11 protein-coding genes, 1 other RNA gene and 1 pseudogene are annotated in these 12908 nt (G+C 72.9%); 3 read left to right on the top strand and 10 right to left on the bottom strand.

Going from position 1 to position 12908, the window contains the following annotated elements; genetic code table 11:
• Positions 1–272 precede the first annotated feature (272 nt).
• Complete coding sequence (locus RM780_RS12925; RefSeq protein WP_311630807.1) at positions 273–1136, top strand: helix-turn-helix transcriptional regulator; 864 nt, start codon at positions 273–275, stop codon at positions 1134–1136.
• The gene (locus RM780_RS12930; protein ID WP_311630808.1) at positions 1136–2281 is read left to right on the top strand and encodes a helix-turn-helix transcriptional regulator; all 1146 of its coding nucleotides are present in this window, start codon (positions 1136–1138) and stop codon (positions 2279–2281) included. The genes RM780_RS12925 and RM780_RS12930 overlap by 1 nt, the downstream gene beginning before the upstream one ends.
• 59 nt (positions 2282–2340) lie before the next feature.
• Here the strand turns inward: RM780_RS12930 and RM780_RS12935 are convergent, their stop codons facing one another.
• The 6 genes from RM780_RS12935 to ftsE all read right to left on the bottom strand — a co-directional run bounded on the left by RM780_RS12935 (position 2341) and on the right by ftsE (position 8140).
• Positions 2341–4230: a penicillin-binding transpeptidase domain-containing protein gene (locus RM780_RS12935; RefSeq protein ID WP_311630809.1), complete on the bottom strand. Its 1890-nt coding sequence runs from the start codon at positions 4228–4230 to the stop codon at positions 2341–2343.
• Between the two features lie 151 nt (positions 4231–4381).
• Positions 4382–4752: a transfer-messenger RNA gene (gene ssrA / locus RM780_RS12940) on the bottom strand.
• 42 nt (positions 4753–4794) lie between these two features.
• A complete protein-coding gene (gene smpB, locus RM780_RS12945) occupies positions 4795–5301 on the bottom strand; it encodes an SsrA-binding protein SmpB (protein ID WP_311630810.1) in 507 nt (168 codons plus the stop codon).
• Between the two features lie 32 nt (positions 5302–5333).
• Positions 5334–6434: a S41 family peptidase gene (locus tag RM780_RS12950; RefSeq protein WP_311630811.1), complete on the bottom strand. Its 1101-nt coding sequence runs from the start codon at positions 6432–6434 to the stop codon at positions 5334–5336.
• Between the two features lie 91 nt (positions 6435–6525).
• The gene (gene ftsX, locus RM780_RS12955) at positions 6526–7437 is read right to left on the bottom strand and encodes a permease-like cell division protein FtsX (RefSeq protein WP_311630812.1); all 912 of its coding nucleotides are present in this window, start codon (positions 7435–7437) and stop codon (positions 6526–6528) included.
• Between the two features lie 13 nt (positions 7438–7450).
• Positions 7451–8140, bottom strand: coding sequence for a cell division ATP-binding protein FtsE (gene ftsE, locus RM780_RS12960; protein WP_311630813.1), 690 nt, complete (start codon positions 8138–8140; stop codon positions 7451–7453).
• 228 nt (positions 8141–8368) lie between these two features.
• Between ftsE and RM780_RS12965 the strand changes: the two genes are divergently transcribed.
• Complete coding sequence (locus tag RM780_RS12965) at positions 8369–8563, top strand: hypothetical protein (protein WP_311630814.1); 195 nt, start codon at positions 8369–8371, stop codon at positions 8561–8563.
• 109 nt (positions 8564–8672) lie between these two features.
• Here the strand turns inward: RM780_RS12965 and RM780_RS12970 are convergent, their stop codons facing one another.
• The 4 genes and pseudogenes from RM780_RS12970 to RM780_RS12985 all read right to left on the bottom strand — a co-directional run.
• Positions 8673–9467, bottom strand: a complete 795-nt coding sequence (locus RM780_RS12970) for an LPXTG cell wall anchor domain-containing protein (RefSeq protein WP_311630815.1) — start codon at positions 9465–9467, stop codon at positions 8673–8675.
• Positions 9468–9698: 231 nt separating this feature from the next.
• Complete coding sequence (gene prfB, locus RM780_RS12975; RefSeq protein ID WP_311630816.1) at positions 9699–10805, bottom strand: peptide chain release factor 2; 1107 nt, start codon at positions 10803–10805, stop codon at positions 9699–9701.
• Between the two features lie 258 nt (positions 10806–11063).
• Positions 11064–12380, bottom strand: coding sequence for a serine/threonine-protein kinase (locus RM780_RS12980; RefSeq protein WP_311630817.1), 1317 nt, complete (start codon positions 12378–12380; stop codon positions 11064–11066).
• Positions 12381–12500: 120 nt separating this feature from the next.
• A pseudogene (locus RM780_RS12985) lies at positions 12501–12908 on the bottom strand (serine/threonine protein kinase); the annotation flags it as partial.

Below are 12908 nucleotides of genomic sequence, written 5' to 3' on the forward strand. Positions count from 1 at the left end.
CTCTTCCGTGTGTCCACCTGGGCGAACATGGATGACATGTTGGCCTCATCATGCTCACGAGCTTTCACCACGAAGTCGATAGAGTCGCTGTGGCATCATCTCGCCTGTCAGGTTGACGCCAAGGGGCTGGCTGATGTCGTTCAAGGAAGAAGAGCGTGCACGAATCCGGCGAAATAGACGCGGCGGCCACACAAGTTTACCGGCTCCGCGTGATCCACCCTACGGACTCTGTCGATCAGATCGCGTCACGTTCCGGCCTGACGCCCGCTGAGGTGTCCGAAGCGGAGGAACGCCTCTTCGCGCTCGGCCTCCTGCGCCCCTCCCCCGGCGGGGGGCGGGTGGCGATCAGCCCCGAGAGCGCCGCGGACGCCCTGCTCGCGCCGCTGGAGCAGGAGATCCTGCAGCGGCGGATCGCGATGGCCACCACCCGTGCCCGGCTGCACTCTCTCTCCGGGGACTACCTGGAGGCCCGCAGCATGCGCTCGGCCAAGAGCAGCATCGAGGTGGTCGAGGGCATCGAGAACATCCGCGCCGTGATCGACGACCTCGCCCGCACCTGCACGGAGTCGCTGGACGCGCTGGTGCCGGGCCGCCCGCCGGAGGAGGCCATCCGCGCGGCGACCCCGCTGGACCTGGAAGTACTCGAACGTGGTGTGCGCATGCGGCAGTTGATCCAGCAGGCCGCGCGCAACCACTGGGCGGTGGCGCAGTACACGGAGACCCTGGTCGGCGCCGGCGCCCAGGTGCGCACGGCGAGCGTGCTGCCCGCCCGGCTGCTGATCTACGACCGCGGCTGCGCGGTGCTGCCGCTGGACCCGCGGCACTCGGCGGCGGGGGCGGCGCTGGTGCGCGACCCGGCGGTGCTGGCGTTCCTCCAGCAGCTCTTCGAGCACTACTGGGACCGGGCGGTGGACTTCGCCAAGGACGACCAGAAGGGCGGACCCGAGCCCACCGGCGTGGAGCGGAACGTGCTGCTGCTGATGGCCGCGGGCAAGAAGGACGAGGCGATCGCCCATCAACTCGGCATGTCCCCGCGGTCGGTGAGCCGGATCGTGGCGCGGCTGATGGACCGTCTGGGCGCGGACAGCCGCTTCCAGGCGGGGGCGCGGGCGGCATCGAACGGCTGGCTGTCCTGATGGCGCCGCTGCCCCCCGGGCCGTCGGCGCGCCCGCCCGGCGAGGCCGGAACGGCCGGGGCCGGGGCCGCCGCCGGGTCCGGGCCGGAGGGCGCGGGGGCCACGGACGGCGCGGCGGGCGCGGACGGTGCCGTGGGCGCGGAGGGCTGGCCCTGGCTGTCGGACGAGGAGCTGGAGCCGGTGACCGTCCGGGTCTACCAGCTGCGGGTCACCCACCCCACCGACCTGCCCGGCCAGTTGGCGGCCCGCGCCGGGATCGGCGCCGCGGAGGTCGAGTGCGCGGAGGAGCGGCTGTCCCGGCTGGGCCTGCTGCGGCCCTCCCCGGGCGGCGGCTGGGTGGCGATCAGCCCCGAAAGCGCGGCCGAGCAGGTCCTCGCGCCGCTGGAGCAGGAGATTTTGGAGCGGCGCATCACCATGGCCGCCACCCGCGAGCAGTTGCTGGCCCTCTCCGGGGACTACCTGGAGGCGCGCGGGATGCGCTCGGCCCAGAGCAGCATCGAGGTGGTCGAGGGCCTGGACAACCTCCGCTCCGTGATCGACGACCTCGCCCGCACCTGCACCGGCTCGCTGGACGCGCTGGTGCCCGGCGGCGGGCAGAGCGAGGCGGCCATCGGCGCGGCCACGCCGCTGGACCTGGAGCTGCTGGCGCGCGGGATCCGCGTCCGGGCCCTCTTCCAGCACAGCGCCCGCAGGCACCGGGGCACCGTGCAGTACGTGGAGACGATCGCCGCCTGCGGGGCGCGGGTGCGCAGCGCGGGGGTGCTCCCCGCCCGGCTCCAGATCTACGACCGGGACTGCGCGGTGGTACCGCTGGACCCGCAGGACTCGGCCGCCGGGGCGGCGCTGATCCGCGACCCCTCGGTGCTCAGCTTCCTGTGCCAGCTCTTCGACCACTGCTGGAACGAGGGCACCGAGTTCGCCGAGGCGGAGGCCCCCTGCGGCGAGGAGACGGACGCCCCGACCGGGATGGAGCGCGAGGTGCTGCTCCAGCTCGCGGGCGGGCGGACCAACGACCAGATCGCGGACCGGCTCGGCGTCTCGCAGCGCTCGGTCAGCCGGATCGTCGCCCAGCTGATGACCCGGCTCGGCGCCGGCAACCGCTTCGAGGCCGGGGCCCGCGCGGTCCTCAAGGGCTGGCTCTCCTGAACCTCGACTCGACGCCCCCGCCCGGGCGCCGGTCGGCCGCGGGCGAGGGAAGGCCCGGGTCAGGGAAGGCGGTTGAGGAAGTCGGCCGCAACGGGGCCGGCGTCGGCGCCGCCCGAGCCGCCGGCCTCCAGCATCACGGCGAAGGCCAGGTCGCGGTCCCCGAGGAAGCCGATGATCCAGGCGTGGGTGGACAGGTCGCCGTTCTCGTCGGTGAACTCGGCGGTGCCGGTCTTGCCGTGCGGCGCCCCGGGCACGCCGCGCAGCGCGGAGGCCGAGCCCTCGGTCACGGTGTCGCGCATCATCGTCCGCAGCGCGGATATCGTGCCCTCCCCGAGCGAGGAGGCGGCCTCGTGCCGCTCCTCGACCGCGTCGGGCACCAGCACCGGCTGGCGGAAGGTGCCGTCCGCGACGGTGGCGGCGACCGAGGCCATCACCAGCGGGCTGGCCAGCACCTCGCCCTGGCCTATCAGCGAGGCCGCGAGCGCGTTGGGCGACTCGGTCACGGGCACGCTGCCGTCGTAGGTGGAGGCCCCGACCTCCCAGACCCCGCCGATGCCGAAGGCCGCCGCGGTGCGGTTGAGCGTGTCGTTCTCGAAGCGGTCGCGGTTGTCGATGAAGGCGGTATTGCACGAGTTGGTGAACGCGTCGTGCAGCGTGGTGTCCGGGCCCAGCTCGAACTGGTCCTGGTTCTCGAAGGTCTGGCCGTCCACGGAGACGAACTGCGGGCAGCCGAGCGCGTCGCCCATGGCCGTGCCGCCCTCCAGCAGGGCCGCCGCGGTGATCACCTTGAACGTCGAGCCGGGCGGGAGCTGCCCCTGGAAGGAGCGGTTGAAGCCGTCGGCCGGGTAGTCCGCCGCGGCGAGGATGGCGCCGGTGGAGGGCTGCACGGCGACGATCGAGGCGTTCCGCCCCAGCTCTTCCAGGGCCTCCTCGGCCGCCTGCTGCACCCCGAGGTCGAGCGTGGTCTCCACGGGCTCGCCGGGGGCGGCGTCCTCCTGCTCGTGCAGGGTCTCCACGGCCTCGCCGGACTCCCGGTCCGCGATGACCACGGCGGCGGCGGGCGTTCCGGAGAGCTGGTCGTCGTAGCGCTGCTGGAGCCCGCTGGCCCCGGCGCCGGTCTCCGGGTCGAGCCCGCCGACCAGGGGCCGCGCGGCGTGGGCGAGGGTGCGGCTGCTCTCGTTGAACTGGATGCCGCTGACCTGGGTCAGGCCGGGCCTGACCCGCTGGAACTCCTCGTCGCGCAGCGTGATCACCTGCACGGCCTGGTCCGGCGCGGAGGACTCGACGCGGTCCCGCAGGGCGGATATGTCGATGTCCTGGCCCATGGCCTCGATGGCGTCGTAGGCCGCGTCCGGGTCCTCCAGCAGGGCGGGCCAGATGGAGATGTCCCACACGGTCGAGGGCCCGGCCAGCTCGCTGCCGTCGGCGGCCAGGATGGCGCCCCGCTCGGCGTCCTCGGTGCTGAGGACCAGCGTCTGCCCGTCCTCCAGCCGGGGGTGGACCAGCGCGGACTCCCAGCGCACGGTCCACTCCTCGCCGTCACCGGCGGGCACCAGCAGGGCGGCCGACTCGTACGACCACTCCCCGATGCCCTCCAAGGTGAACGTCGCGGTGAACGGGACGTTGAGCGCGCCCTCGGGGGCGTCGGCGCCCTCGGGCTCGGCCGGGTCGCCGGATATCTCGAAGGCCAGGGCCTCGGGGCGCATGTTCTCCTGGACGGAGCCGAGAAGCGACTCCGCGGCCTCGGCGTCGTCCGTGCGGCCGGCCGCCGCGGCGAGGTCACCGCCGGCCCAGTCCGACAGAAACGCCTCCGCGCCCTCCCGCGCGCGATCGGCCTGGTCGTCCCCCCCGTCGCCGCCCCTGAGCAGCAGCACGGCCACCAGGGCCGCGACCGCGATGACGGCGATCCCTCCGATGAGCAGGCCCAGACGCCCGCGATTCCTCCCCATGCGGCGCACCCTACCCGGCACCCCTGACAATCCGCTGCCCTCGGGAGGTGTGAGACCGGTCCCAGGCGTGGCCGGGGTCACACCCCCTTCCGGACACGCCGAGGCGGCGGTGTCCTTGCGAGGACACCGCCGCCTGGGCGTTCACCTGGAGATGTGGAGATGGCGGGAATCGAACCCGCGTCCAACGGAGCGGAAGGAGGGCTTCTCCGAGCGCAGTCCGCTGTGCTTTTCTCGGCCCCGGAGATCACGCGGACAAGTCTCCGACGGGCTCAGTCACTGTGTGTTGTCCCTCAGGCTCCCGTGACCGGAACCATTGGTGAGTCCCCTAGCTGATGCCAGGACCCGGGGCGGGAACATCCCCGGACTGACACTTCGCAGGTCGCTGCTCAGGCAGCGAGGGCGAAGGAATCGCGCTTGGTGTTGGCGATTATTTTTTTGCGGCACATGGTTAACGAGATCATTGCCGCGTTCCTCGGCTCGCTTCCCCTGCTTCGACATCCGCTGTCGAAACCGATCATCCCCCTGTGCAGTTGTACTCAGCCAGTGTACGCCATGGGCGGGGCCTCAGGCGCGCTGCCTGCGGCGGGCCGCCGACATGGCGCGGTCGGCCTCGCGGCGGTCCTGCTTCTCGCGCAGGGTCTGCCGCTTGTCGTACTCGCGCTTGCCCTCGGCCAGCGCGATCTCGATCTTGGCCCGGCCGTCCTTGAAGTACAACGACAGCGGCACCAGCGTGATGCCCGACTGCTGGAGCTTGCCCACCAGCTTGTCGATCTCCGCGCGGTGCAGCAGCATCTTCCGCTTCCGCCGGGCGCTGTGGTTGGTCCACGTGCCCTGGGCGTACTCGGGGATGTGCACGTTGTGCAGCCACGCCTCCCCGCCGTCCACCTGCGCGAAGCCGTCCACGAGCGAGGCCCGGCCCTGGCGCAGCGACTTGACCTCGGTGCCCGTGAGCACCAGGCCGCACTCGTAGGTGTCCAGGATGTGGTAGTCGTGCCGGGCGCGCTTGTTCTGCGCGATGAGCCGCCGGCCCGCCGCCGCGGCTTTCGCCTTTTCCTTTGCCGTCTTAGCCATGACCTGCCGATTCTACCGGCCCGCGGAGCCGTTCAGCCGCTTTCGGCCAGGCCGCCCAGCACGGTGCGGGCCTCGGCCTCCGCGTCGCCGCCCGGGGGGACGACCAGGTCGGGCAGGATGCCGTCGTCGTCCACGGTCCGGCCCCGGGGCGTGGCGTAGTGGCCCACGGTCAGCTCGGCCACGGAGCCGTCCGGCTGCTCGCTGGGCATCTGGACGGTGCCCTTGCCGAATGTCCGGGAGCCGACGACGACCGCGCGGTTGCGGTCCTGGAGGGCGCCGGTGAGCAACTCGGCCGAGCTCATGGTGCCGCCGTCCACGAGCACCACCAGGGGCGTGTCCGTGTCCCCGCCGGGCTCGGCGTGCAGGGCCCGCTGGTCGCCGCGGACGTCGTAGGTGGCGACCAGGCCGCCGTCCAGGAAGGCCGAGGCGGCGCCCGCGGCCTCGTCGATCAGGCCGCCGGCGTTCCCCCGCAGGTCGAGCAGGATGCCGTCCTCCTCCGGCGCGGAGGCCGCGGCGGCGCGGACCAGGTCGGCCGAGCCGCGGGTGAAGGAGCTGACGTGGATGCGGGTGACCCCCTCGTCCCGGGCGACGGTCACGGGGTCGACGGCCAGCCGCGCGCGTTCCACCTCGGCCTCCCAGCGCCGCCCCTCGCGTTCCACGCCCAGGAGCACCGTGCTGCCGGGGCCGGCGCGCTCGGGCTCGTCGCTGCCGCGCAGGCGGCCGACCGCGTCGGTGACGGCCTCGCCGTCCAGGGCGGCGCCGTCGATGGTGAGCAGCCGGTCGCCGGGGCGGATGCCGGCCGCCTCGGCCGGGCTGCCCGCGTGCACCTCGCTGACCTCGATCCGGCCCCCGGAGGTGCGGACCACCGATATGCCGGTGCCGACGTACTCCCCCTCCAGGGTGCGGCGGACCTCGGCGTACTCCTCGGCGGAGTAGGCGGCGGCCCAGCGGTCCCCGGCGCGCTCGCCGACCAGCTCACCGGCGTCGGTCGGGTCCGCGGTCTCGGCGCCGCCCGCCGGGTCCGGCCAGGCCCCGGTGGCCGCGCCCGCCGCGAGGATCCCGGCGAAGAGGCACGCGAGCGCCGCACCGCGCCGCCCGGGGCGGTCGGAAGTGCCAGGACACGGACGAGACATGGTGCGGAGTGTAGGGCACGGAACGGGGGCGGACGGGAGTGGCCACGGGGTGACGGACGGGGCGGAAGCTCACATCCGCGCTTCCCCCGCGCTACACCTTCAGGTACCTGCGCAGGGCGAAGAAGGCCGCCACGGACGGCATCAGCACGCCGACGGCCAGGACCCAGGGCAGCACCGCGAGGACCGCGTCCCAGCCGATGAACTCGATGACGGGGATGCGCTCCGCGAGGAAGTTGTTGATCGCGAAGTACTTGACGCCGACCAGCAGGAGGCAGGCGAACACGGCTCCCATCAGGCCCGCGATGGTCGCCTCCAGGATGAAGGGGAGCTGGATGTAGAAGCTGGAGGCGCCCACCAGGCGCATGATCCCGGTCTCACGCCGGCGGCTGAACGCGGAGACGCGCACGGTGTTGACGATCAGCAGCAGGGCGACGACGAGCATGAGGGCCATCAGGCCGAGGGCGGCGTAGTTGACGCCGTTGAGGAGGTTGAAGAGGTTCTCCAGCAACGACCGCTGGTCCGTGACGGATTGCACACCGTCCCGCCCGGCGAAGAGGGAGGAGATCACCTCGTACTGGGTGGGGTCGGTCAGCTTGACGCGGAAGGACTCCTGCATCTGGTCCGGGGTGACCACGGCCGCGATCGGGGAGTCCCGCTGCTGCTCCTGGTAGTGCTCGAACGCCTGCTCCGCCGACTCGTAGTAGACGCGGTCGACCAGGTCGTTCTCCTCCAGCTCCGCCTGGATACGCTGCTTCTGCTCTTCGGTGACCGGGCCGCGGGCGCAGTTGGGCTCGGTCTCGGCGTCGTTGGCGTTGCAGAGGAAGATCGACACCTCGACGCGGTCGTACCAGTAGTCCTCCATGCTGTTGACCTGCTCGCGGGCGAGCAGCGAGCCGCCGAGGAGGGCCAGCGACAGCGCGACGGAGACGATCACCGCGAAGGTCATGGTGACGTTGCGCCGCAGACCGACGCCGATCTCCGACAGAACGAAGTGGGCGCGCATGGCGTCCTTTCAGTCAGTGCTGGTAGCCGTAGACGCCGCGGACCTGGTCGCGGACGAGGCGTCCGCGCTCCAGCTCGATCACGCGCTTGCGCATCTGGTCCACGATCTGCGCGTCGTGGGTGGCCATCACCACGGTGGTGCCGGTGCGGTTGATGCGGTCGAGCAGCTTCATGATGCCCACGGAGGTCTGCGGGTCGAGGTTGCCGGTCGGCTCGTCGGCGATCAGCAGCATCGGGCGGTTGACGAACGCCCGCGCGATGGCGACGCGTTGCTGCTCACCGCCCGACAACTCGCCCGGCATCCGCTCCTCCTTGCCGCCCAGGCCGACCAGGTCGAGCACCTCGGGCACCGTCTTGCGGATCTGGCCGCGGGACTTGCCGATCACCTCCAGGGCGAAGGCGACGTTCTCGCCCACGGTCTTGTTCGGCAGCAGCCTGAAGTCCTGGAAGACGGTGCCCAGTTGGCGGCGGACCTGCGGCACCTTCCAGTTGGAGAGCCGCCCGAGGTCCTTGCCCAGCACGTGGACGGTGCCCGTGGAGGCCCGCTCCTCGCGCAGGACCAGCCGCAGGAAGGTCGACTTGCCGGAGCCCGAGGACCCGACGAGGAAGACGAACTCACCGCGCTCGATCTCCAGCGAGACGTCGTGCAGCGCCGGGGCGTTCTGCCGGGGGTACGTCTTGGAGACGTTGTCGAATCGGATCACGGTTACACCATGTCGTTACCGGGTAAGTGCGGGAAGCTCCCCCTCCCGCTTGGGGCAGACCATACGCGAAGCGGCGGGTGGTCCGCAGGCCCCGCCGCCCGGCGCCCCGTTTACGCGACTTGTGCGGCTTGCGTTGTCTGTCCGGTCTGTTCGGGGGCCACGGCCCCTGCGCTTCGGGCCCGACCCTGGCACAGTAGAGAGCAGGGGGAGAGGAGAGGAGACGATCGCATGACCGCCGACTGGCTGGTGTGCGCGAACTGCGCGGGGCGGGTCAGCGAGGGCCGCTGCGCCGTCTGCCGGGCCGAGCTGGCGCGGCTGCGCGCCACGCGCGGGGGCTGGGGGCCCCTGGGCGGCCCCGCGGGCCTGGTGGCCCTGCTGCTGGCGCTCGTGGCGGTCGCCCTGCTGGTGACGAGACCGGCCTGACCGCGCCGCCGCGCGCCCGCGTCCACGCGCGCCGACGGGCCCGGAGCACCGAGTGCTCCGGGCCCGTCGCGCCGTGTCACGAGCCGGTGGGCCGCCGCGGGGTTCCGCGTCAGGCCGGGGTGACGTTCTTGTTGATCACGCGGGGCAGGTAACGGAAGCCCACGCCGCCGGCGATCATGGTGGCGGCGCCGATGATCAGCAGGGTCTGGTTGGTCGAGGAGCCGGTCTCGGCCAGCTCGCCGCCGCCCGTGCTGCCCGTGGTGCCCTGGGGGACCTCGTCGGTCAGGTCCTCGGAGGGCGGGGGCTGCTCGACGGAGCCGGTGCTGCCGCCGCCGGTGCTCTGGGGGTCGTTGCCGCCGCTGTCGCCGTCGGCGCCACCGTTGTTGCCCTCGGCGCCGCCGTTGTCGCTGCCCTGGGTCACGCCCTGGACGGTGCCGTTGCTGCCGGCGTCGGCACCTTCGTCGGCGCCCTGGTCCGCGCCCTCGTCCGCGCCCTCGTCGGCACCCTCGTCCGCGCCCTCGTCGGCACCCTCGTCCGCGCCCTCGTCGGCACCCTCGTCCGCGCCCTCGTCGGCACCCTGGTCGGCACCTTCGTCGGCGCCCTGGTCCGCGCCCTCGTCGGCACCCTCGTCGGCACCCTCGTCCGCGCCCTGGTCCGCGCCCTCGTCGGCACCCTCGTCCGCGCCCTGGTCACCCCCCTCGGCACCCTCGACGAGTCCGAGAACGCCACCGTCCGCGCCGGCGATGAGGCCCGCGACGGCGTTCTGGGCGTTCGGCTGGCTCTGCGGCCGCTCGGTGGGCGAATCGGCCGAAGCGGTGCCGACCACGGCGAGCGAGGCGCCCGCCGCGAAGACGGCGGCCGCGGCCACGCGCGCCATGTTGGCCCGAGTCTTGGGACTGGCCATGTATTCACTACCCCCTGTAGCTGTCCGTTTGTTGACGATCAAGAATCCGGGGCAGCCTCACGCAGGGGCGGCGCGGCCGGCGTGGGGGGATCCCGCGTCGTTCACTCGCCCCTCGCGCAACACGCACCCCAGACCCTAGGCATGCCGGACGAACAGCTTTCCTTCTCACCGCACAGCCGTCAAGCAGGATGTCCGCTAAATACCATACGCACGGTGGAAGTTGCGTGAAGACTACTTCTCGCGCTGTTTCCGCCAGCGGATTCCCGCTTCGAGGAAGTCGTCGATATCGCCGTCGAGAACGGCCTGCGGGTTACCGACTTCGTGCTCCGTGCGCAAGTCTTTGACCATCTGGTACGGCTGAAGAACGTAACTGCGCATCTGGTTGCCCCAGGAGTTGCCCCCGTCGCCCTTGAGGGCGTCCATCTTCGCCTGCTCCTCGGCCCGTTGGTGGGCCAGCAGGCGGGCCTGGAGCACGCGCATGGCGGCGGCGCGGTTCTGGATCTGGGACTTCTCGTTCTGGCAGGAGACCACGATGCCGGTGGGCAGGTGCGTGAGGCGGACCGCGGAGTCGGTGGTGTTGACCGACTGGCCGCCGGGGCCCGAGGAGCGGAAGACGTCCACGCGGATCTCGTTCTCCGGGATCTCGATGTGGTCGGTCTGCTCGACCACCGGCAGCACCTCGACGCCGGCGAAGGAGGTCTGGCGGCGGCCCTGGTTGTCGTAGGGGGAGATGCGCACCATCCGGTGCGTGCCCTGCTCGACGGAGAGCGTGCCGTAGGCGTAGGGGGCCTTGACCGTGAAGGTGGTCGACTTGATGCCGGCCTCCTCCGCGTAGGACGTGTCCAGGATCTCGGTCGGGTACCCCCGGCGCTCGGCCCAGCGCAGGTACATCCGCTGGAGCTGCTCGGCGAAGTCGGCCGCGTCCACGCCGCCGGCCTCGGCCCGGATGGAGACCAGCGCCTCGCGCTGGTCGTACTCGCCGGAGAGCAGCGTCCTCACCTCCAGCTCGGCAACGGCCTTGGTGACCGCGTCCAGCTCGCCCTCGGCCTCGCGGCGGGCGTCCGCGTCGCTCTCGGCCTCGGCCAGCTCGAAGAGCACCTCGACGTCCTCGATCCGGCCGCGCAGCTCCCCGATCTTGCGAAGCTGGCCCTGGAGCAGCGACAGCCGGCTCGTCACCTGCTGGGCGCGCTCGGGGTCCTCCCAGAGGGTGGGCTCCGCGGCCTGCTCCTCGAGCACGGCGATGTCCGCCCGCAGGCGGTCGAGGTCGATGACGGCCTCGATCGACTCCATGGTGGAGGTGAGGGACTTCAGGGCTTCGGAAACATCCAGGACTGCCACGCCCCCCAGCGTAACCGCTCGGGGTCGGCGGAAGTCCGGCCCTGCGCGTCCCTGGCCGGGACGGCCCGAGCAGACACACGCGGCCCGCGCGGGGGCGTTCGGCCCACCTAGCGAGCCTTCGTAGGTGGTGATCGCGGACGCGGCCCGCGCGGGGCGTTCGAGGACCTACGCATGCGCGTAGGTGCCGATCGGCGACGGCGCCCGAGGTCACCTGCCGGTCATCGTCGGGGCCGGAGGCTTCCGCCGCGGCCGGGGCGCTCAGGGGGCCGCGGGCGCCAGGCCTGCGCCGCCGTCCTCGTCGGCGGGCCCGTCCACGGGCCCGCCGCCCGCGTCCTCCACGACGGACTCGACGCCGGTCGTTCCGCCCTGGCGGCCTCCGTCCTCCTCGCCGTCGCCGCCGGAGAGGAGGAGCCAGCCGCCGAGCGCGCCCGCGGCGAGCACTCCGGCCGTCACCGCCAGGCGACGGCGGCGGCGGGCGGCGGCGCCGTGGCGGGCCGAGCCCGCGCGGGGCTGGCCCACGGGGCGGATGCTGCGGGCGGTGCCGTGGGCGCCGCCGGCCAGCTCGTCGGGGTCGGGCACCCGCATCCGCGTGTGCGTGGCGCGCTCCGAGTCGGGGGCGGCGCCGCGCACCAGGGGAACGGCCGGGCGCGGGCCGCGGCCGGCGCCCGCGGGCACGGGCGCGGGGCGCTCCTCGCGGGGGGCGGGCTCCTCCGCGTGCCCCTCGGGGTCGCCGATGTCCAGCGGCGGCAGCCCTTCGAGATCGGGGAGCAGCTCGCGCAGCCGGGAGGCCAGCTCGGCGGCGCGCAGGCGGGAGGCCGGGGCCTTGGCCAGGCACTGCTGGATCAGCTCCCACAGCTCGCGCGGGATGCCGGGCAGCTCGGCGGCGGTCTCGGTGACCTGGCGGCGCAGCACCGCGCCGGGGTGGCCGCCGCCGAAGGGCGTGAAGCCGGCCAGCAGCTCGTAGAGCACGGTGACCAGGGCGTAGATGTCCACGGCGGCGCGCGGGGGGAGGCCCTCGACGATCTCGGGGGCCAGGTAGTCGGGGGTACCGACGACGCCGCCCTTGCCGCCGTGCCGGGGCTCGTCGATGAGCTTGGCCACGCCGAAGTCGGTGAGGAGCGCGGTGGGCCCGGCGGCGGTGGCCGAGGTGTCGAGCAGGATGTTCTCCGGCTTGACGTCGCGGTGGACGATGCCGGCGGCGTGCGCCACGGCCAGCCCGGAGGCGATACCCGCGGTGATGGCGACCGCGTCCCGGGGCGCGAGGCGGCGCTCGCGGCGCAGGTGGGCGCGGAGGTCGGGGCCGTCGACCAGGTCCATCACCAGGGCGATGTCGCGGCCGTCGGGGCCGCCTATGATCAGCTCCCTGACGCCGACGATGTGCGGGTGCTCCAGGCCGAGCAGGGCGTGCCGCTCGTGGGCGAAGCGCTCGGCGAGGTCGGGGTCCGCGGCCAGGTCCTCCCGCAGGACCTTGATGGCGACGGGGCCCTCCGGCCCCTCCCCGAGCCACACCGTCCCGGCGCCGCCGCGGCCGAGGACGCGGTGGGCGGTGTAGTGGCTGCCGATGTTCCGTGCCATGGCGTGAGGCTACGACGCCGCTCTGACAGCGGGAGGACGGGGCGCCCGGCTTGCCCGGTTTTCCCGGGCAAGGCCGTTGAAATTCACCCCCGTAAGTCGATAAATCTCCGCGGTCATTCGCTATTCGGACGGCTGCAGGTCCGCCCGGCTCTCCAGGTTCTCGAGGTTCTCCTGGATCTGCTGGCGTTGCTGGTCCGCCTCCTCGATGAGGCCGAGCCATTCCCTGACGTCGTCGAACCAGTCGGTGACGGTGTCCCAGAAACTGCGCCCGTCGGCAATCCAGTCCTGAATCGGCGTGAAGTTCCAGACGAGCACGACGACGACCACGAGGATCAGGATCACGAACAGGCAGCCCTTGAGGCAGCCGAGTCCGGGAATCCGCATGGGGTTCGCGCTGCGTGACGGCGGGCGCGGCTCGCGTCGGTCGCGCCGGGGCTCGGGGGCGGCGCGGCGCGGCGGGGGCTCCTGGTAGGGCGGCGGGACGGGCCGCTGGTACTGCTGGGGGTAGGGCTGCGGCTGGGCCTGCTG

Origin of the sequence: Streptomyces boetiae (genome assembly GCF_031845405.1) — a bacterium.
GTDB lineage: Bacteria > Actinomycetota > Actinomycetes > Streptomycetales > Streptomycetaceae > Streptomyces > Streptomyces boetiae.

What these genes read in the sequence shown, in the direction of transcription:
- RM780_RS12980 (WP_311630817.1), bottom strand. Translation starts at nt 12,380, where the DNA reads ATGGCACGGAACATCGGCAGCCACTACACCGCCCACCGCGTCCTCGGC.
- ftsX (WP_311630812.1), bottom strand. Translation starts at nt 7,437, where the DNA reads ATGCGCGCCCACTTCGTTCTGTCGGAGATCGGCGTCGGTCTGCGGCGC.
- RM780_RS12970 (WP_311630815.1), bottom strand. Translation starts at nt 9,467, where the DNA reads ATGGCCAGTCCCAAGACTCGGGCCAACATGGCGCGCGTGGCCGCGGCC.
- RM780_RS12935 (WP_311630809.1), bottom strand. Translation starts at nt 4,230, where the DNA reads ATGGGGAGGAATCGCGGGCGTCTGGGCCTGCTCATCGGAGGGATCGCC.
- RM780_RS12965 (WP_311630814.1), top strand. Translation starts at nt 8,369, where the DNA reads ATGACCGCCGACTGGCTGGTGTGCGCGAACTGCGCGGGGCGGGTCAGC.
- RM780_RS12930 (WP_311630808.1), top strand. Translation starts at nt 1,136, where the DNA reads ATGGCGCCGCTGCCCCCCGGGCCGTCGGCGCGCCCGCCCGGCGAGGCC.
- smpB (WP_311630810.1), bottom strand. Translation starts at nt 5,301, where the DNA reads ATGGCTAAGACGGCAAAGGAAAAGGCGAAAGCCGCGGCGGCGGGCCGG.
- RM780_RS12950 (WP_311630811.1), bottom strand. Translation starts at nt 6,434, where the DNA reads ATGTCTCGTCCGTGTCCTGGCACTTCCGACCGCCCCGGGCGGCGCGGT.